Source organism: Candidatus Tisiphia endosymbiont of Stenodema calcarata (genome assembly GCF_964030695.1).
Lineage (GTDB): Bacteria > Pseudomonadota > Alphaproteobacteria > Rickettsiales > Rickettsiaceae > Tisiphia.
Window position 1 is genome coordinate 1,077,600 of record NZ_OZ034911.1, and the last position, 20,194, is coordinate 1,097,793.

Consider the following 20,194-nt stretch of genomic DNA (forward strand, 5'->3'; position numbering starts at 1 on the left):
TAAAGAAAATCATAAGGTGCAAGCAAATTGGAACGTAAAACAAAAGGTGGGAGGACTAGGAGTACATGAAGTCACACTACTGGACAAAAGAGATGGGGTGGTTGCAAGAGCTAGTAAATAGAGTATTTTAGATTGAACACAAAAAAATCTGTGGTGCTCTATGTTACTAGCCGAATTACTATATAATCATTTTGAGATGAAAGATACAAGACTAAACACGTTCAAGGGCATAATAAAATCATTAATGTTGTGTCGAGGAAGCAAATATAAAAATATGGCAGAAGAAATAGAAGGAGATAAATTATTAGATTCAAAAATAAAAGCGGTATATAGATTTCTTCAAGAAGACAATATCAATATTGATGATTATTATAAGTATATGAAAAATTATATTCCTCAAGGGAAAGTGGTTTTATCAATAGATAGAACCACTTGGGAATTAGGACAGGAGATAAGAAATATATTAGTATTGTCGGTATCATATAATAAAATTGCTATGCCATTAATATATAAAATAATTCCTTATAAAGGAGCATGTACGGCAGACGATCAAATTGCAGTAATATCGAAATTTATAGAGGAATTTGGTAAGGAAAAGATAGAGGGAATATTAGGAGATAGGGAATTTGATAATGAGAAATTAATTACCTATCTTCACAATAAAAATATTAATTATGCATTAAGGGTGAGAAGGACAAATAGAATAGTTAATAAAGAAGGTCAATGGATTAGGATCGATAGCATGAAAGAAATAAAGATAAGAAATTTTTCTACAAGGTTTTATTCTGTCCCAGTGAAATTTGATCATATCAAATTAGCAAGCGGAGAATATCTATCGATAGTGTATAGTAAGAACATGTCAAACGGATCTGAAATATATCGGAAGAGATGGGATATCGAGGCAGGCTTTAAAGGGTGCAAAAGTAATGGTTTTAGAATGGAAGATACGCATATAAAGAGTAAAGTGCGATTAGAGAATTTTATAAAATGTTTATTTATAGCATATGCAATGGCAATAAAAATAGGAGCAATTGGAGAGCAAGAGCAACCGATAAAAATGAAGAAAACGCTAGGATGTAGGAGTTATTCTGTACTACAGTTAGGTATAAGATCAATTAAACAAGCTTATAGTCGTTCTAAGCAATTTTTTGATTCCTTAATCATAAAATTGTTTAAGTTACACTTTGTGCAACCAACCTAACCTTTTTGTCCAGTAGTGTGACATGAAGTACGTGACTCATCTTCGAGATAAATATGAGCAAAAATTATGCTATAGAAGTAGATTGTCATGCGGTGTGTGGGACAGAAAATTAAATTTTTGTTACTGACTACATTTTATCATTTTGCAGATTTTGTCATTTGGGGCATCGTTAAATCAAATAAATTGAATAAATTTTGTTGAAACTCGCTTAATTTTGGTAATCTTGCAACTTTGCAACCCTTGATTGTGTAATATAAAAAACATACTTTATCCAGCTCTCTTAATGCTTCCTCAATGGTCACATTATATTTACCATCCTTGGTTACGCCACAACCTTGTTTCAACTTATTTTTCATATAGTGCCATATTTTTAATGCCAACATACAAACAAATACATGTCCCTTCGTTCTATTGCTTTTCCTTAAAAAGATCGGTCTTACTTCGAGTAATCCTGTCTTCATACTGCTAAAATTCGATTCTACTTCATGTAAATTATGGTAAGCTTTATCAACCAATTCTTTACTCATCAGTTTAATTTCAATCTGTGTTTCAATCGCATAACAACCATCAAGAGCAAACAACTCTTTTTTCTTATCTTGATCAATTTCAACCACTATTTGGTTGCCATCTAATTTTAGGTTGATAAATTTATCTATCCGCCATTCTTTGGCAATTTTTTGAATATTATTTAAACCAAGTTCTAGCTTTGCTTTCTTATGGGTTGATACATATATATTACGCTCTTCAATCTTTGCAACCAATTTTTCAACTCGGGTATTCCTATCAAACTCAACTTTTCGGGCTATAGAACCATTTTTCCTTAAAATATATCTTTTGCCATTATTGGTTACTTCGCATAGCTGTTCTGCAAAAAAACTATATTGCAAAACTCCGCTTTTCTTTAAGCTTTCAATCTCAACTTTACTTAAGGTTGTAATATAGTCCCATCCTTCTTTGCTCAGGGCTTCTTTGCCTAGTCTCTTAATCATTCCTTTATCACCAACAAAGACGATATTCTTAATACCAAAATTAGATTTTACTAGCTCAATCTGCTCATAAATGGTAGAAGGATCAGCACTATTACCCTTAAAAACTCTAACAGCCAAAGGTTCGCCATGATCATCAGTTAATAGACCAATCACTATTTGCTTTTTACCCTTCTTTTTATCCCGATTGTACCCATATTCCGCAAGTTCATTCTCTGTTCCTTCGAAATAGCTGGAAGTGACGTCATATAAAAGCATAACAGGCGGCTTGTTATTTTTCTTTTGATAAGTTTTAAATAATTTTAATTCGATCTTTTCTTGGTTCTCTTCTAACCATTCTAGAGCCTGATATAAATGGTTTTCATCAAATGAATCGACAGATAATACATCAGATATCGCATGCGATTTCGCCCATTTCACGTTGGAAAGTCTAGACCCTTGGTGAGCAAAGCGTGCTAAAACCAAAAATAGACTCAATAAAGCTTCTTTGCTTCTAGTGCCAAGAGCCTTAGTAATACCAATTTCATCAGCAATTCTTTTTAGTAGAAAAATAGTCCCAAAACTTTCACCAACCTCAGGAACACCATCTAAACCATCAAATTCACCTTTAAGCATCTTCTTAAAAGCCTCAATGCGTAAATCATCCCAGTTAGTTAAGTTAGCTAGGGTTTTATTTAATACTTTCCCGTTCTCGCGATAGGAAGTACGAAGCAATATTGCAGGACGAGAATTTCTATTTGGAACAGTTGTAATATACATGAAAGAAATTATATCTCTAAATTCTAGCATTGTCAAATAAAAAATATCATTTACATGACTACAAATCTTATAGCAAAATCCTTATAAACCTCATTCTTTAGGTGTTTTAAGCACTTTTTCGTCTAGAAGATGAGTAGCTAGGTATAAGATCAATTAAATTTTTACTTCGATTATCACCTTGTTAATCTCTTTGTCCTGTACTGAGAAAATCTCCCTTATAACTTGCCCAAATTGAATGAATATTTTTATTAACCCCAAAGCACCATAATCGGTTTTCAAAAGTAACCACTGAAGTACAATATAACTTCTCCTTATTGGCTTGGTAGATATTGCTTTGTCCAGCTGACTGGCTAGCTGCTCGTTGGTGAATAGCTTTTAGCTCATCGTTAATTTTGTCTACCTCTGCTCCGTAGATTACTTCATTAAAAGGTTTTTGTATTAAGCGTTCTCTTTGGTCACTTCGTCCTGTCGAAAAATAGTTAACATGACATTTCAATGCTTCAATGATAAACATCTTATCTTTGTTAGGGAAATTGCTGGCTAGCTCATAGCTGCTACTGGACGCTATCTCAGCTCTTTCACCATATTCTACCTGTCTCTTTCTTGCCTGCTCTTCAATATGTTGGTAAAATTGCTCGACAATTTCCGGGTCAATGGAGAATTTAAAGATTGGTTGCTTATCACCAAAGGAAATATAAGCAATCCCTTGAAAAACTACGTAAGAAAAATCTTTAGGACGAAAATGAAAATTTTGCCCTTCATCCTGTATAACTTTACTAGTTAACAACAATTCACCACCAACAAAGAATAAGCAACGAGTTTCTAGCTGATGCGATTCAAAAACCAGCAAGTAGGATAATTTCCTTGAGAACATTACTGCTGCCATTTTCTTTGGCACATTATCAGTGAACAAGTGAACAAATTGTGTACCGTGTCTACGCATAATGCCACCTGATGGCAGCAGCATGAAGTTAATCAACTTCTTAACTCCGTTCTGATACAAAGCCAGCTCGGTTCTCCCTTCAATGGTGGGAGTTAGCTCACCACCTGAGAAGTTATTTTTTTGCGAATATACAAATTGCTCTTGTTGCATAATATTTTTTTATTATTAGTAGTTATTCTAATATTAGATATTCTATTTAAAGTTACATGTCAACAAATTATTTGCTATTTTTACGCGTAATGTAAAAAATTTTTTTCATACCTCACCGGAATTAATTAAATTATAATCGGCAGAGTACAGTCTTCTTGTTTCTTCTAATTTGATCAAATATTGTTTCTTTAGTCCATCAGTAAATACACTATCTGAATACATAGCAAATGATACTTGTGAGGCTAAGGACAAAGACGCTAATAACTTAAAGCTGCTTGGCACTTGTTGCCAAGTAGTGTTATCGTCATTTAGCAAATTATCGATAATTTTCTTTGAATAAAAAAACAGTGAGGTAAGTTTACCACCTTTAAAGAAAATCTTACCTGCTTCGGTGTGAATTACCAAAAGGCTAAAGACCATTTGGCTTCTTGGTTCAATGCTCCTTGTTAGAACGGGCAGCTCCCCAAGCTTTAGACGGTAATCCCTACCGCCTGTAAATTGTTTAGACCTTGATTTAGTATATTTATTGATGCGTTTAAATCCCGGTCTAATTGAGTACCACAACTTGAACAACTCCATGTTCTATCTTTTAGTGTTAGTTGATCATTAACAAAATTACAAAAACTGCACATTTTGCTAGAAGGAAAAAACCGATCTATTATATGATAGGCTCTATCATTCCACTTACTTTTATATTCAAGTTGTCTATGTATCTCATGCCACGCTACATCGCTAATTGCTTTAGCTAACTTATGGTTTCGCATCATACCTTTAACATGTAGATCTTCTGCAATTATTACTTGGTTTTCGTTGATAATTGCTTTAGTAATTTTATGAATATAATCGCTTCTAGTATTTTTAATTTTCTCGTGAACAATAGCCACTTTATGCTTAGCTTTTTTTCTGTTATTGCTTCCTTTTACTTTTTTTGATAATTGTTTTTGCTTATATCTTAACTTGTCCTCTAAATTAGATAATGATCTGATATTGTGATACTTCTTACCGTCAGAACAAATTATTAGGTCTTTTATTCCTAAATCGATACCTATTGATTTTTCTATTAACGAAGAGGTTTGTATTTCTTTCTCAACAATGATAGAAATGTAATATTTATTTGTAGTGCTTTTAGATAATGTTGCTACTACAAATTTACCTTGTAATTTTCTATGTTCTTCAACTTTTATTCCCTCATTAAATTTAGGAAAGTGTATTTTATTATCCTCTAATTTAAAATGTTGTGGAATTGTAAAAGACTGCTTAGCATTTTTATCCTTAAAATTAGGAAAAGCATGAGTCTTCCTAAAGAACATTCTATAAGCACTATCAAGATGCTTTAAGGTTGCTTGTAGACTTTGAGAATTACAATCTCTTAACCACTCTTTTTCTCGTTTTAGCAAGGTTAGTTGTTTGGCATTATCGTAATAATTTAAATTACCTTTTATCCTTTTTGCTTCTATTTCTTCTTTATTTTTTAAATAGTGTTCCTTTCTTTCGTTTAAAAAATAATTCCATACAAAACGCACGCAACCAAAGTGTTTAGAGAGTAATTGCTTTTGCTCTTTAGTCGGATATATTCGATATTTGTAAGCGAAATTAGTTTGCATTATTATTAAATTATACTATCATAGCATATAGTATAATAATTGTGGTATGATGTCAAACTATATTTCAAAAAATAGATGTAAATATAGCATAAAAATGCACTTAATATTTGTTTGTAAATATAGAAAAAAGCTTTTATCTAAAGCGATTTCAGATAATATTAAACAAATTATTTTTGAGGTATCTAAAAACTCTTCTTTCTCGATCGACATCATCGAAACTGACCAAGATCATATTCATATATTATTAAATATCACTCCTCAATTTGCTATTAGTTCTATTGTTAATCGCTTAAAATCAATATCTACATACAGAATATGGAAGTTAGAGCTTGTCCGCAAACTAAGTAATAGAAGTAATCCTACGAAGAAGTAATCGACTCATAGCCAAAAAAATTATATTTTCACTAGAATCAGTAAGAAAATCATATTCCTTGGAGAGCCTTCTATTTCTATTTATCCAAGCAAAGGTTCTCTCAACAACCCATCGCCTTGGCTGTACTTTAAACCCAACTTCCCTTGTTGGCAATAGTTCTAGTGGTGTATTTTTTGGTATCCAAAATCTGCACACTGGGCGTTTAACAATTTCTAAATCTATGTTATACTTTTCCTTAATGAGACCCTTTAAATCTTTAGACTGATACCCCATATCAGCCCACATTTGTTTAATAGTAGTGTACTCTTTTTGCATGTTACTGAGTAGCACTGTAGCTCCGTATCGATCATTCTCATTCGCAGAACCGACATAACAACCTAATACAAAGCCTTGTGTATCGGTAATAATATGCCTCTTTCTGCCCTTAATTTTCTTAGCTCCATCATAACCTTTAGCTCCCCTTTTTCTGTTGTCTTGACAGACTGACTATCTATTATGCAAGCACTAGGATACTCATTTCTACCTAATTTTCGTCTAACATCCTTGATAAGTTCATGGTTCATACGTTCAAATACACCTTGCTTCTTCCATCTTCTAAATTGTTCATATACTGTCTTCCAAATTGGAAAGTCATGCGGCATATATCTCCACTGACACCCAGTACGTAATACATAAAAAATTGCATTCAAAATCTCTCTTTTGCTATGTTTTAAAGGTCTACCTCCCTTTACATACGATACTTGAAACAAACCCTCTATCCTTAACCATTCTTCATCTGTTAAATCTGTTGGATAATTTTTTCTGCTCATTCTTCTATACTTCTTACTAATAATACTTTGTTCACTTCATCATACCTTAATTTTAGTTTGCGGACAAGCTCTTAAGGAGATTACCACAATAAATATAGGTAAAATAAAAACATATTGGTCACCCACATTGTATTAAAAATAAAGCTATAGCTGTTTGTGTTTTTACTTTCTCATATAAAATGGGATCATCTTTTAACGTAATAATATTAACGTTCAATTTATCTAAAGTATTTTTTAACCTACGTTTTGCATCTGCAAAGTCCGTTGTTTCTTTTAATGCAGTTCTAGCAACACCCCCTACCATCGCAATACATGCTCCAATCCAAAATGCGATACGCCAATTAAATTCGTACTTAGTTGCAACGAAGGCAATGCCTAAAGCTGTTGTTCCCCCTAAAATAGAAAAAATTGCAATTAACATTACAGCAGGATATTGCATAGGGGGTCTTACAAATTCAGTTAAATAAATCTCTGCCCCTACTATTTCTCCCATGGAAGAAATACCTTGTAGCATACGACATAGGGTAACTATCCATGCTGCTGACCTATTTGTTCATATGTCGGAAGAGTAGCTATTATAATACATGAAAGAGACATTAAAAATGTTGTAATAACAACAGTTATTTTTCGACCAATCTTATCGCCTATTTGACCAAAAACGAATGCACCAACTGGTCTTAAAACAAAAACGGAACAAAATGCAAAAGCAGACTGTAATGAAGCACTAAAAGGATCAGCTTTTGGAAAAAACAACTCATTCAACAATACAGCCATGTGTACGTATAGCATCAGATCAAAATACTCTAGGAACGTACCTATCGAAAGCAACCCAACTGCTTCTTTTTGTTCTTTAGTTAGACTAGTCTGATTATCAATAATTCTTATATCTGCTTGGACAAATTTGCTCATAATTATCTAACCATATATTTTAAGTAGTTACTCAATAACACTATGTACTTTGTATTTCACGTAAGTTGTCTTGATAAATTTGATAAAGATTTTCAATTGTTTGCTCATAATCAATAGGTTATGCTATAGTCCAATTAAACTGGTTAAAGATATTATATGTTTTATTTAACTTTAACGCTGAACTAAGTTTTCCTTTATCTAATGCATGACTACCATGTATTTTACCTTTTAGTCTAGCAGTGTTTATGCTTTCCTTAGTACGCTCTGCAATTAGAATTTTATCATCAATCGTGGAAATATTATCCATAGCCATCTTGATTTTTATACATATTGAACTTGTCTATGATAAAATTGAACTTCACTTTGATAATTTTAGAATGAATTTATAAGGTTTTTACACAATCTGCTGAATTCAACTTTGAAAAATGACATAAATGGCGTAAATATTTAATAGATAAATGACGCAAGCAAACTGGTTAGTTTTGGATAACTGTAATTTTTTTGTAAAATGAAGTCCAGCTAAAAATGGGGGGTACGTCTTGATAGGTATCTGTTCAGGTGAACGGTTAGTGACAATTACAATGATATCTGTTGACAAAAGGCATATATTGTCATACCATGATTGAATGATAAAAAAATATATTTACAATTTTTCATCAGAAAAAAATCAAAAACTTATACTGGAAAGGGGGATAAGTTTTGAAGAGATAATTTCGGCTATTGAAAGTAATTGTATATTAGACGTAATTGAGCATCCTAATTCGCAAAAGTACGCTAATCAACGAATGTATATTGTTAAGTTTAATCATTATATTTATCTTGTCCCTTTCGTTACTGGAGATGACGGAATAATTTTTCTTAAAACAATTTTTCCTAATCGTAAAGCAACACAAAAATATTTAAAGGAGGTGAAGAGCTATGAAAAAAAATGATTTCTCAGAAATATTACTTGATCAAGAAGAACTGCTATCTAATTCTTTTGATAATGAAGAATGGCAAACAGTAAAAAACATTCAGCAAGAAAAAAAAAGAGCTTTAGAAGCAGCAAACAATTATTTACAAAAGGATATGAGAATTAATATTCGTATTTCTAGCAGCGATTTGAATCGTATCAAACAAAAAGCTGCTTATGAAGGATTACCTTATCAAACTCTTATAGCTAGTATTCTTCATAAATATTCTGCAGGACATTTATAAATTGAAGATGTGTAGCCACAAATGAATAAGCTATTATGTTGTATTTAGGTTTTGGTTTTAGTACAGTCAAAGTAAAGTATTGTTGTACTAGTTGAACTCTAAAAAAATATTTTATAAAAGAATTTAGGGCATTAAGAGATATATTAAGGCATTTTGAAGATAATTTAGATGTTATGGCATTCGAAACTCCAATAGAACAGAGTTATATATATCATGCAATAAAATATGTACAAAAAATCGAACCTAAGATTATTAGGCATAAGTTAAATCAGGACTTAATTTGCATTACAGATTCTCATGCACCAAACATACAACAGATACAAAAATTATTAGAAGAAGGAGCTAATCCATTTGCAACAAACAAATTTGGTAATTCAGCCTTTTTTGCAGCATTAAGATCAGAGACAATAGATATTGCTAATTTGTCTTTAATCTTAATATTGGTCTATTATACATAATATATCTTATCATTGGTAAGCGATATAGATGGAATTATCTAGAAGATTTTAGTTTTTGGATTTCTTCAATAGTTCAACATCTAGTCGCTTATTAGATTTATAATTAAACTAATCATTAATTCTTTTTGCATTGGATCACTTTCTGCAATAAGCAAGGCAAGCGATGTCATGCTATTTGTTCCCATAGTGTTAAGCCCAATTTTTGCTTTACTCAAATAAAGCAAAAATAATAAACTACCTATTCTCTTATTACCGTCACTAAATGGATGATCCTTGATAATGAAATATAATAGATGTGCTGCCTTAGAGCTTGTCCGCAAACTAAGTAATAGAAGTAATCCTACGAAGAAGTAATCGACTCATAGCCAAAAAAATTATATTTTCACTAGAATCAGTAAGAAAATCATATTCCTTGGAGAGCCTTCTATTTCTATTTATCCAAGCAAAGGTTCTCTCAACAACCCATCGCCTTGGCTGTACTTTAAACCCAACTTCCCTTGTTGGCAATAGTTCTAGTGGTGTATTTTTTGGTATCCAAAATCTGCACACTGGGCGTTTAACAATTTCTAAATCTATGTTATACTTTTCCTTAATGAGACCCTTTAAATCTTTAGACTGATACCCCATATCAGCCCACATTTGTTTAATAGTAGTGTACTCTTTTTGCATGTTACTGAGTAGCACTGTAGCTCCGTATCGATCATTCTCATTCGCAGAACCGACATAACAACCTAATACAAAGCCTTGTGTATCGGTAATAATATGCCTCTTTCTGCCCTTAATTTTCTTAGCTCCATCATAACCTTTAGCTCCCCTTTTTCTGTTGTCTTGACAGACTGACTATCTATTATGCAAGCACTAGGATACTCATTTCTACCTAATTTTCGTCTAACATCCTTGATAAGTTCATGGTTCATACGTTCAAATACACCTTGCTTCTTCCATCTTCTAAATTGTTCATATACTGTCTTCCAAATTGGAAAGTCATGCGGCATATATCTCCACTGACACCCAGTACGTAATACATAAAAAATTGCATTCAAAATCTCTCTTTTGCTATGTTTTAAAGGTCTACCTCCCTTTACATACGATACTTGAAACAAACCCTCTATCCTTAACCATTCTTCATCTGTTAAATCTGTTGGATAATTTTTTCTGCTCATTCTTCTATACTTCTTACTAATAATACTTTGTTCACTTCATCATACCTTAATTTTAGTTTGCGGACAAGCTCTAAGACATCATATTTCTTCTCTTTATATAATAATTCTACCATTTCTGCTGAGCTAATCTTTCTGTTTGGTTTAATCCTAGTTAAATCGTCTACTTGTCCAGCGATTAGCTCTCCAAAAATACTAGCAATCATGCTTTTGGTAAGTTTAGTATCTTCTAGGCAGTCATGAAGTATGGAGGTCACAGTTAAGTCAGTCCTAAAGTAGTTTTTAGCATTATCTGCTGCATATTCTGCCAGCAGATACGCTACTTCTATTGGATGCAAGTAGTAAGGTTCTCCTGACTGCCTCATTTGCTCAGCATGATATTTTCTAGCATAGTAAATAGCTTTAGTTACTTCATCAATATCTATAGGTCGATTTACTCTGTTGTTTAGCTTCAAGAGCTTATCCAACAACCTATCAGAGTAATAACAAGATTGAAATTTTGATTGCCAACAACTAATATCATCCATTAAATACCTAACACATTATTTTAATTCTTATAATTATATACTCAATTAACCTGAAGAGTTGCAGAAATGGTTAACGGTAATAGTTTGGAAATTATCGTTTATTAAGGTACGTAACCTATCTTTATAATCGGCGATGTTGCTGAAAAATTTGTTTATTGCTTCCGAAAATTGTTCAAAATTATGATAAAATTTATTATTAGTTGTAATACTGTGCATAAACTTCCATAATCTCTCAATGGGGTTACTCATCTTCGAGATAAATATGAGCAGAAATTATGCTATAGAACGTGAGTATTATGCGACGAGTGGAGTGTAGAATTAAATTCTCGTTACTGACTACATTTTTTCACCTGTGGAATTTTATAATAAAGAAATACTGATAAAAGTGTACTTTAATGACAAGAGTTTTTATTTGAAACAAAACAATGGTAATACACATAAGAAGCATTATGTTGACTAATTTTTAGTATGTCAAGTAGAAAAGTGATGTTTACATGTCTACAAACTTCATGCCAAAACCACTGCGAACCTGATTCTTTAGACGTTTCAAGCACTTTTTCGTCTCGAAGATGAGTCGCGATAGGAAGTACGAAGCAATATTGCAGGACGAGAATTTCTATTTGGAACAGTTGTAATATACATGAAAGAGATTATATCTCTAAATTCCAGCATTGTCAAATAAAAAATATCATTTACATGACTACAAATCTTATAGCAAAATCCTTATAAACCTCATTTTTTAGGTGTTTTAAGCACTTTTTCGTCTAGAAGATGAGTAACGATTGTGTAAGTTGAAAAAAGTAGTAAAAATAAGATTACTAAAAAACACTTACATGAGGTTGCCATGAAAGTACTTAACAAAGTGCTGGCTATAGCCACTTTCATCGCTGGGGGTAAGAATTCTCTATCTCATGGGTGTTAACATGATATAGTTGTTGACCATAGTGAAATTAATGGTTTAATAAACATATCAATAATAATTAATTCCTTGTTAATCTTTTTGTCATGTACTGATGAAATTCTTGGATAATGCAAAAATAGAAATCGACAACAATACCGCAGAGCGTGCAATGAGATCAATTGCCATAGGGCGAAAGAATTGGCTTTTTGCTGGATCAGACAGTGGTAGTCATACTGCCACTATTATCTATTCCATTATCGAAACTGCTAAATTAAATAACATCAATCCTTGGAAATATACGCAAAAAGTGCTTGCAACAATTCAGGATTATAAAGCCCATAAAATTGCAGACCTCCTCCCTTGGAATATTATACTAGAATAAATAATAATTCTAGACCACCTTTACTAGATGGTTAAGATGTAGTCACTAGATGTAATCTGTATTTGCTTAAATTACTAGTGATGCTAGCTTATTTGTGCTATAATTTGTTAGATATAAGGCTTTACGGTAATTTTCAAATATAATCAACTAGTATGATAGTTAAACTTTCGGATACTAATACACAATTTAAAGATACTGATCCTGTTAAGGATAATAGTAATCCACCTAGAATGAGGGTAGATACTGATGATTTTAAAACATTATTGTTAAATAGTGATGTATTTGTTGATAAAAGCTTAATGATCAAAGAATTACTAGAAGACAGTGGAGAAGTAATTCTAATCACCCGACCAAGACGTTGGGGTAAGAGCTTAAATATGGATATGATTAGGAGATTTTTTGAAATAGAAATAGATGAGCATGGCAATCCCTTATCATTAGAGAATCAGAACAATATCAAATTATTTACAGGCGGAAAAATAGATTTAGGACTTGCAACTGGTAGAAAAAAATTACTTCAAAAGCTTAAAGTAACGGAGTATCCACATATTATTTTGGAATATCAAGGTCAATTTCCAGTAATATTCGTCACCTTTAAAAGCATAGAAGGTTCAAACTATTACGATATTGAACAAGGTGTAAAAAGCCAGTTACGGAAATTATTTCAGGCTCATAGCTATTTAAGTGATAGTAACAAACTGAAAACAAGTGAGATAGCTGATTTCAACCAATATTTATTTGGCGAGGTAACTCTAGACAATATCAAAAATAGTTTAGCTATTTTAAGCCATTTGCTTTACAAACATTATAATAGAAAGCCTTGGGTATTGATCGATGAATATGATACGCCAATTAATAGTGCTTACCGCTGGTTTGGCACTAATGAGGCAGAATTTCAGAAAGTGTTAGAAATTTTTCGTGGCATCATGAAGTCTACCTTTAAAAAGGAAACTGGCGATCAAGAATTGCCAGTTGAAAGGGGAGTGATTACGGGAATTTTACGGATTGCCAAAGCTGAATTGTTTTCTGGGCTAAATAATGTTAGTGAATATAGTTTGTTAGATGAACCATTTGCCAAAGTTTACGGATTCACTGAAGCAGAAGTAGAAGAGTTATTAACTAAAGTACCACTTGATACTAGTCCAGAAAAAATTAAGGATTGGTATAATGGTTATAAATTTGGTGGCGAGATCATCTATAATCCTTGGTCAATTATGCGATGCTTAGCAAGCAAAGGGAAGCTAGATCATTATTGGATTGATAGTGGCGGAACTGGGTGGATCGACCACATCTTGTTATCGGATGAGATGCAGCAGGATATTCAAACATTAGCCGCTGGTGGAGCTATCACCTCTAGCATTACCAAACATATTAGTTTCATGGACATTGGTCAGCCGGAAGGGTTGTTTAGTTTATTGTTATTTAGTGGCTATTTAAATCCACATGCTAAGATGCCAGAAAGGGATATTTATGAACTATCTATTCCTAATTATGAAGTAAAATATATTTACGAGAAAAGAGTACTCCAATGGGTTAGTAAACAAATAAACATTGATAGTTCTAGGTACTACTCATTTATTAGCTTGTTAATAGATGGCAAAATAGAGGAGTTTAAACAAAAAATGCAGGAGTTGCTGCACAGTAGCACTAGTTTTCATCAGGTAGGGGAGAAAAAGGCAGAGTTATTTTATAGTGGCTTTATGCTAGGGATTGTTAATATGCTAGCACCGAGCTATATCATATCAAGTGAGCAAGAATCAGGTGATGGACGCCCTGATGTAATCATGATCCCCAAAGCTGGTAAAGGAGATAAGGCAATTATTATTGAGTATAAGATAGCTAAAAATGCAGAAGATTTAACGACTATAGCAGGGTCTGGTCTACAACAAATTATTGATAGGAAATATGATACTAAAATAAAAGAACATCAACATGTTAAACAAATACTAAAAATCTGCATGGCTTTTTGCGGTAAGAATATGGAGTTACAATACCAAGTTAATGAACCCTAATAATAGAATGTAATGGCTTAAATAACTAATAATTTTATGTCTATCGTGGTTCTGAAATTGTCCACTACGCCCCGTCACTGTGGTACATTAAGTAGCCCAAAGGGCTGCCATTGTTAATTAAAATTCTCCTGTTTCGTCAGAACCTAGACTATCAAGTTAACCCCAGCATCGATATGAGACATGGATTTAACATTCTCGATGTTTCTGCGAAGGCACAACTGTTGAAAGTTAAAAAATCGTCTATTAGCGAAGTGCTGTTGTAAGGCTTAAACCGTCATTGCGAGGAACTGCTGCAAGCGGTGACGTGGCAATCTTATGAAGGAGACCTTGACTATCATGAAGATTGCCACAGTGCCTAACGGTGCTTCGCTAATAGACGATTTTTTAACTTTCAACAGTTGTAACTAGCAGGGGGGTGACATCAAAAGGGAATCAATGGTTCAGCCCTAATGGGGATTATACTGATAATTTATTACATCGAAATTTGTGTTTTTTTACTTAGAGTCCTTGACTTCGTTAAATTAATAACGTTATATTGTATACTTAAGAAATGTTAATTAAGTAGGAGTAGTTGTATGACAAGTGGTAAAGAAAACTTAAGGTTTGCCAATGAATCTGTGAATAAGCTAGCTGAGGCTGCAATTGCAGCCTATGTTAGCTTACCACCATCTTCTCCTGATAAGAAAAATTTAGAAGATGTTGCTGAGATTATAACTAGTACGATAAATGTTGCGGATGGAAGTAACTTACAGAAAAATCTAGAAGCGTTAACCAAAAAGGTTGAAAACAGTAAAAATCGTTCCCCAATTGTTATTAAAGCAAGGGAATGGACTGGTTCTCTTATTAAGTTTTTAAAATTTTCATTTAGTAAACAACATAAAGAAGAGTTAAAACAAGTAGAATCAGATTTTATTAAAGAGCTTGAACTTATAAAAAGTTACTATAAGGCTATTCCCCCTGTGCAGGAGCAAATATCTACAAGCATTCCAGCAAAAGAAACCGGGGTTTTGCCCCCATCTTTGGTAGAAACTCAGCAGAAACCTCATGTAACGACGGCTACCACAGCACCGGTAGTAGTACATGAAACTGCACACTTTACTATCTCAGTGCAGGCAACAGTTACTCCTCCTAACGATCCAGTTACGCCACCACCACCGCCACCGCCACCTCCTCCGCCTTCACCTCTTCATTCTAATATAGTGCTGCAACAGATATCTCAAGCTGATTTGTTGGCGGCTATAACAAAAGGTAACTTTAAGTTAAACAAAGTAGAAGATCGAACATTAAATGAATTACCTGCAGACCAAGCAGATGATCCCTTTATGAATGAGTTGCAGAAAAAGTTGGCAGTACGTCGAGGATTTATTGAGAGACAAGGCGATAAGAAGGTATCTCCAACATATGCTAAAGACGCTGCTGAATTTGAAAGGCTGGGAAGAGAAGAAGAAGCACGCCAAAAAAGACAAGAGGAGATAGATGCTCCAAGGATAGCAGCAGCACTAAGGGAAGAGGCGGGAAAGAAGTTAGCAGCTGAAAAGATACTATCTCCTCCTAAGGTTCAATCTAAGCTTGGAGAAATTCCACCACCACCTCCTCAGCCACTTTCTCTGCCTAGTACAAACTCGCTACCTAATATTAGAAAATTAGAAACAGCTGTAGAAGAATCCCCAACAACCAAGCCACAGACTGAGCAAAAGAGACCGGGGTTTGCTGTCGGTTCAGCAGATATCACAAATGCACTAGCAGGGTTAAGAAAAGCAGTTATTTCTCCTCAAAAAGAAACAGAAGCACCTACACAAAATTTGGGAGTAAAACTTAAACAAAAAACAGATGCACATACTAGGTAATCGACAAAACAGTGCAATCCAGCTCAATAGGCTTCGATGTCATTCCTAGCTAAAAGTGGGAATTCAAAAAATAGCCTGCAAAAGTTATATGGTTATGATATACTAAACCTCAATTTCGGATTAATTTCATTAATCCGAAATTGGAATGACAAAGTAAGTATTTTATACTAAAATTGAGGAAATTATGATATATTGCAAACAATCTAACCAAACATCTTATCCTTTTGTCTTGCCGGAATTACCTTATGGTAAAAGTGATTTTGTTCCGCATTTTTCCCCTGAAACTTTTGACTACCACCATGGGAAACACCACCAAACATATGTAACTAACCTGAATAATCTTTTACAAGATAATCAGGAATTGCAGAAAAAAAGTTTGGAAGAATTAATAATTTCTACAAGCATAAAACCAACTGAAGCAGCCATATTTAATAATGCAGCACAAATATGGAATCATACTTTCTTTTGGCATTCTATTAAGCCTTCAGGTGGAGGAAAGCCTACTGGTAAGATATTGGAACAGATAAATAAAGATTTTGGCAGTTACGAGAATTTTGCTACTGAATTTAAGCAAGCAGCAGTAAGCCAATTTGGTAGCGGCTGGGCGTGGTTAGTCTCTAATAATGGGAAATTACAAATAGTAAAAACGAGTAATGGTGAAACTCCTATTACTAAATCTATGAAACCTCTGCTTACCTGTGATGTTTGGGAGCATGCATACTATATAGATTATCGTAATAAGCGTCCAGACTATGTCTCAGTTTATATAGAACATATGATTAATTGGCAATTTGCTGAAAGTCATCTTTGAAACTGAATTTTAGAAAAAATACAATCAATAATTAAGGTAATTAGTTATGAAAAGAAAGCATACTGATATAGAAAAATCATTAGTAAACGTAAAGGAATATCAAGACCTTTGTTCCTGTGCAGATTCACAACACTACAGCAAACTAGAAAAGCATGATAAGAGATATCTTAAAACAGCACTAAGAGAAGTACAAGATTCATTAGACATAAAGAAAAAGAAAGAACTCTGCAACAATTATGATCCAAACTACTACGGTGTCGTAGGCATATTAAAGGTTATTAAAGTAGCCCAAAAACATAAAATAGAACTACCAAATAGATTAACATTCTGTAACTCTATGAATAAAAAAGCAAGTTGCTCAGAAGATGAAGCTAAAAATGGCTTTGTTGCATAAATAGGATTTGAGATACATTACTCACCAAATTGTAAAAAATGGTATCATGATTCTCTACAAGACTGTTAGGAGAAGTTAATATTTGTGTCATATTCCCTCCCCCTGAAAATCAGTTAGAAAGAAAATTTGTCTAATATTTTTGTGACTATAAATTGGTTGCAAAGTTGAATAAAATCGCCTGACTACAATTAGGAATCCCCCTGAAACCCTGATAAGTATTTGGCGAACCGTAGTGGATGATTTTAGAACCCAAACCGAAGTAAGAAATGTGATAAACCAGCATCCATATCATACATTATGTATGGATGTATCAATTTAATTAATCTTTGGGAGTATCTTGCCTAAGTAATTTTAAAGTGTAGATTGCAATATGCTTTTGACCCCTTTTGAAAAAAAATTGTAATGTGACTAAATCCCTAACCTAGTCATACTAAAACCTAGTTAAGATATAAGCTTTTAGAGTTTTAATTTTCAATTCTCATGGGGGCAATTTTACAGCAGGATGGCACATGGTATACGTTGCGAACTTTTTCCCAGTTTAGGTTAGAATTTTTGCAAATCCCTTTAAAGGCTAATTATAACAAAACTCTGCCTTTAACAGGGCTTTTATAGTTATCCCCAAATAACCTAACTAAAGAGTAAATTTTAATCATAGGGGTAAGGAATTTATGTATGTAATATTTTTCTTAATCAATTTGGTATTCTAGTGCTACTTTTTTGCCACAAAAGCCCATAGAGATTTTAATGATCTTTTTGACATGTTTGTGTTCTCTTATCTTAGTATCATATTGTTTTTGCTTTAAGCCTATTTTGGCTACTGAAAGCAAATCTTCTGCATTTTTAGCAATCTTATACTCAATAATAATTGCTTTATCTTCTCTACCAGCTTTGGGGATCATGATAATATCAGCTCTACCACGACCTGACTCTTGTTCGCTTGCTATTATGTAACTAGGGGCTAACATGTTAACAAGCCCTAGCATAAAGCCACTATAAAATAATTCTGCCTTTTTCTCCCCTGTTTGATAAAAACTGGTAGAATTTATCAACAACTCTTGTAAACGCTCTTTAAATTCCTCTACTTTACCTGCTGGCAATAAACTGATAAAAGAGTAATATCTAGAACTATCAATTTTTAGCTGATCAGTTACCCATTGTAGAACTCTTGTTTCATAAATATATTTTACTTCATAATTAGGGATAGATAGCTCATAAACATTCTTTTCCGGTATTTTGGCAGTAGGGTTTAAATAACCACTGAACAGTAATAAACTGAGTAATCCTATTGGTTCATTGATATCAGCAAAACTTATTTGTTTGGTAATAGGTGAGATAATACTTCTCCCGGCAGCTAAGCTCTGTAAATCTTCTTGCATTTCATCGGATAGCAGTATTTTATCTATTAAAGCTGTTCCCCCACTATCTAGCCAATAGTGATCAAGCTTACCTTTGTGTGCTAAACATTGCATTATTGACCACGGATTATAAATTATCTCGCCACCAAAGGTGTAACCATTATACCAATTTTTAATTTCTTCGGGATTCGTTTCAGTTGCCACGATGGTTAATAACTCATCAACTTCTGCTTGGGTAAAGCCATAAGACTTAGAAAAATCATCATCAAGTAAGGTATATTCACTAACATTATTTAAATCAGAAAATAAATTAGCTTTAGCAATTCTTAATATGCCAGTTATTACTCCTTTTTCTACACAAGTATTACCTTTTAGGTTGCTGCCAAATATCCCGCGAAATAGTTCAAGTACTTGTTCAAATTCTTCTGATTTTTTGCCAAATTTAATATATGAGCTATTAATTGGTGTATCATATTCATCTATTAATATGTATACTTTTTGATTAAAATGTTTAAACAATAGTTCGCTTAAGAAGCCTAAACTATCTTTAAGATCGTCTTTATTAAATTCTCCTGTAAAATATAGTTTTAGTTGTTCCTTTTGTACATCATCCAGTAAATTCTTATTTTTTGCTATATAATGTTTTAAATAACGATGTTTTACAAATAACTTAATAACTTGATTTCTTATCCCGTTCTCAATGTCTTGGTAACTGCTGCCCTTAACATCCTTGAAACTTATAGAAATAACCGGATATTGCCCTTGGCGTTTCATGCTACTTGCTATGTCTGCAATTTTTAAGGACTTTAACTCTTTAGTTTCATCAAAGCCTAAATCTACTGTACCTCCAAGGAATAGTTTGTTATTTATCTTTTGTTCTAGTGGTAAAGGCTTGCCGTCCTGATCCACTTCTATTTCAAAAAACTTCTTGAGCATATCCATATTAAGGCTTTTACCCCAACGTCTTGGCCGAGTGATTAGGATAACCTTACCGCTATCTTCTAATAATTCTTTGATCATTAGACTTTTATCAACAAATACATCACTATTAACTACTAAGTCATAGAATTCATCCGTACCTACTAGCATTTTAGGCAGCTTATTACTCTCCTTAACAGTGTCAGCTCCCTTGAGATGTGTGTTAGTGTTTGAAAGTTCAACTATCATATTATTCAATTATATTTATATTCTGATACCAAAGTTTTTAGTTAAATTTTAATAAATTATTTTACCGATTAAGTTTTAATAAAATGTGGTAATATGCTGTTTCGATAAAAATATGATATAGTATAGATAAGTTTGATTCAATATAGAATTACATCTCGTGACAACATCATCTAATTATCATAATTGTGTTCATTTAAAAAAATATTGGATAACTAATTAAGGTCTTTTTCTAAACTAGGGTTTTAGCAG

23 protein-coding genes are annotated in these 20,194 nt (G+C 33.0%); 10 read left to right on the forward strand and 13 right to left on the reverse strand.

Annotated features, from left to right (window positions below; translation table 11 throughout):
• Nucleotides 1-160 precede the first annotated feature (160 nt).
• A complete protein-coding gene (locus ACQH1W_RS04945; protein ID WP_375332619.1) occupies nt 161-1,201 on the forward strand; it encodes a transposase in 1,041 nt (346 codons plus the stop codon).
• 137 nt (nt 1,202-1,338) lie between these two features.
• Here the strand turns inward: ACQH1W_RS04945 and ACQH1W_RS04950 are convergent, their stop codons facing one another.
• From ACQH1W_RS04950 to ACQH1W_RS04965, 4 genes are all read right to left on the reverse strand, one after another.
• A complete protein-coding gene (locus ACQH1W_RS04950; RefSeq protein ID WP_425361205.1) occupies nt 1,339-2,946 on the reverse strand; it encodes an IS1634 family transposase in 1,608 nt (535 codons plus the stop codon).
• A gap of 181 nt (nt 2,947-3,127) precedes the next feature.
• Nucleotides 3,128-4,039: a hypothetical protein gene (locus tag ACQH1W_RS04955; protein WP_425360966.1), complete on the reverse strand. Its 912-nt coding sequence runs from the start codon at nt 4,037-4,039 to the stop codon at nt 3,128-3,130.
• A 105-nt stretch (nt 4,040-4,144) separates the two neighbouring features.
• Nucleotides 4,145-4,459, reverse strand: coding sequence for a hypothetical protein (locus tag ACQH1W_RS04960; protein ID WP_341762912.1), 315 nt, complete (start codon nt 4,457-4,459; stop codon nt 4,145-4,147).
• Between the two features lie 50 nt (nt 4,460-4,509).
• Nucleotides 4,510-5,643 carry an RNA-guided endonuclease TnpB family protein gene (locus ACQH1W_RS04965; protein ID WP_341762913.1) on the reverse strand — a complete coding sequence of 378 codons (1,134 nt, stop codon included), beginning with the start codon at nt 5,641-5,643 and terminating at the stop codon, nt 4,510-4,512.
• A 94-nt stretch (nt 5,644-5,737) separates the two neighbouring features.
• Here ACQH1W_RS04965 and tnpA point away from each other — a divergent pair, with 94 nt between their 5' ends.
• The gene (gene tnpA / locus ACQH1W_RS04970) at nt 5,738-6,016 is read left to right on the forward strand and encodes an IS200/IS605 family transposase (protein ID WP_425360967.1); all 279 of its coding nucleotides are present in this window, start codon (nt 5,738-5,740) and stop codon (nt 6,014-6,016) included.
• Here the strand turns inward: tnpA and ACQH1W_RS04975 are convergent.
• From ACQH1W_RS04975 to ACQH1W_RS04990, 4 genes are all read right to left on the reverse strand, one after another.
• A protein-coding gene (locus tag ACQH1W_RS04975; protein WP_375332641.1) for an IS5 family transposase occupies nt 5,984-6,825 on the reverse strand; the annotation gives its coding sequence in 2 pieces (ribosomal slippage) (nt 5,984-6,453 and nt 6,453-6,825; 843 coding nt in all). The genes tnpA and ACQH1W_RS04975 overlap by 33 nt on opposite strands.
• A gap of 118 nt (nt 6,826-6,943) precedes the next feature.
• Entirely contained in the window at nt 6,944-7,318 is a 375-nt protein-coding gene (locus ACQH1W_RS04980) for a hypothetical protein (protein ID WP_375332849.1), read from the reverse strand.
• A gap of 35 nt (nt 7,319-7,353) precedes the next feature.
• Nucleotides 7,354-7,734 (reverse strand): MFS transporter, encoded by a 381-nt coding sequence (locus tag ACQH1W_RS04985; RefSeq protein WP_375332848.1) that lies wholly within the window; start codon nt 7,732-7,734, stop codon nt 7,354-7,356.
• 118 nt (nt 7,735-7,852) lie between these two features.
• Entirely contained in the window at nt 7,853-8,041 is a 189-nt protein-coding gene (locus tag ACQH1W_RS04990) for a hypothetical protein (RefSeq protein ID WP_341762545.1), read from the reverse strand.
• 319 nt (nt 8,042-8,360) lie between these two features.
• Here ACQH1W_RS04990 and ACQH1W_RS04995 point away from each other — a divergent pair, with 319 nt between their 5' ends.
• The 3 genes from ACQH1W_RS04995 to ACQH1W_RS05005 all read left to right on the forward strand — a co-directional run bounded on the left by ACQH1W_RS04995 (nt 8,361) and on the right by ACQH1W_RS05005 (nt 9,389).
• Nucleotides 8,361-8,666, forward strand: coding sequence for a toxin (locus ACQH1W_RS04995; RefSeq protein ID WP_341762546.1), 306 nt, complete (start codon nt 8,361-8,363; stop codon nt 8,664-8,666).
• Complete coding sequence (locus tag ACQH1W_RS05000) at nt 8,653-8,931, forward strand: CopG family antitoxin (protein ID WP_341762547.1); 279 nt, start codon at nt 8,653-8,655, stop codon at nt 8,929-8,931. The genes ACQH1W_RS04995 and ACQH1W_RS05000 overlap by 14 nt, the downstream gene beginning before the upstream one ends.
• Nucleotides 8,932-9,104: 173 nt before the next feature.
• Nucleotides 9,105-9,389, forward strand: a complete 285-nt coding sequence (locus ACQH1W_RS05005; protein ID WP_375332847.1) for a hypothetical protein — start codon at nt 9,105-9,107, stop codon at nt 9,387-9,389.
• Between the two features lie 80 nt (nt 9,390-9,469).
• Here ACQH1W_RS05005 and ACQH1W_RS05010 read toward each other — a convergent pair whose 3' ends face one another.
• From ACQH1W_RS05010 to ACQH1W_RS05025, 4 genes are all read right to left on the reverse strand, one after another.
• Nucleotides 9,470-9,709 carry a Fic family protein gene (locus tag ACQH1W_RS05010; RefSeq protein ID WP_341762549.1) on the reverse strand — a complete coding sequence of 80 codons (240 nt, stop codon included), beginning with the start codon at nt 9,707-9,709 and terminating at the stop codon, nt 9,470-9,472.
• A gap of 1 nt (nt 9,710) precedes the next feature.
• Nucleotides 9,711-10,552 (reverse strand): IS5 family transposase gene (locus ACQH1W_RS05015; protein ID WP_375332641.1). Its coding sequence is split into 2 segments (ribosomal slippage): nt 9,711-10,180 and nt 10,180-10,552, totalling 843 coding nucleotides; the frame shifts between segments, so codons are not numbered across the junction.
• Entirely contained in the window at nt 10,549-11,076 is a 528-nt protein-coding gene (locus ACQH1W_RS05020; protein WP_425360968.1) for an HD domain-containing protein, read from the reverse strand. Before ACQH1W_RS05020 ends, ACQH1W_RS05015 begins: the two co-directional genes overlap by 4 nt.
• 45 nt (nt 11,077-11,121) lie before the next feature.
• Complete coding sequence (locus ACQH1W_RS05025; RefSeq protein WP_375332845.1) at nt 11,122-11,325, reverse strand: hypothetical protein; 204 nt, start codon at nt 11,323-11,325, stop codon at nt 11,122-11,124.
• Nucleotides 11,326-12,089: 764 nt separating this feature from the next.
• Here ACQH1W_RS05025 and ACQH1W_RS05030 point away from each other — a divergent pair.
• The 5 genes from ACQH1W_RS05030 to ACQH1W_RS05050 all read left to right on the forward strand — a co-directional run bounded on the left by ACQH1W_RS05030 (nt 12,090) and on the right by ACQH1W_RS05050 (nt 17,423).
• The gene (locus ACQH1W_RS05030) at nt 12,090-12,359 is read left to right on the forward strand and encodes an IS66 family transposase (RefSeq protein ID WP_375332844.1); all 270 of its coding nucleotides are present in this window, start codon (nt 12,090-12,092) and stop codon (nt 12,357-12,359) included.
• Between the two features lie 152 nt (nt 12,360-12,511).
• On the forward strand, nt 12,512-14,371 hold the full coding sequence (locus ACQH1W_RS05035) for an AAA family ATPase (protein ID WP_341762553.1): 1,860 nt from the start codon (nt 12,512-12,514) through the stop codon (nt 14,369-14,371).
• 575 nt (nt 14,372-14,946) lie between these two features.
• On the forward strand, nt 14,947-16,218 hold the full coding sequence (locus ACQH1W_RS05040) for a hypothetical protein (RefSeq protein WP_425360969.1): 1,272 nt from the start codon (nt 14,947-14,949) through the stop codon (nt 16,216-16,218).
• Nucleotides 16,219-16,402: 184 nt separating this feature from the next.
• Nucleotides 16,403-17,029: a superoxide dismutase gene (locus ACQH1W_RS05045; RefSeq protein WP_341762555.1), complete on the forward strand. Its 627-nt coding sequence runs from the start codon at nt 16,403-16,405 to the stop codon at nt 17,027-17,029.
• A 46-nt stretch (nt 17,030-17,075) separates the two neighbouring features.
• A complete protein-coding gene (locus tag ACQH1W_RS05050) occupies nt 17,076-17,423 on the forward strand; it encodes a hypothetical protein (protein ID WP_341762556.1) in 348 nt (115 codons plus the stop codon).
• A gap of 686 nt (nt 17,424-18,109) precedes the next feature.
• Here ACQH1W_RS05050 and ACQH1W_RS05055 read toward each other — a convergent pair.
• Nucleotides 18,110-19,945 carry an AAA family ATPase gene (locus tag ACQH1W_RS05055; RefSeq protein ID WP_425360970.1) on the reverse strand — a complete coding sequence of 612 codons (1,836 nt, stop codon included), beginning with the start codon at nt 19,943-19,945 and terminating at the stop codon, nt 18,110-18,112.
• Nucleotides 19,946-20,194 lie beyond the last annotated feature (249 nt).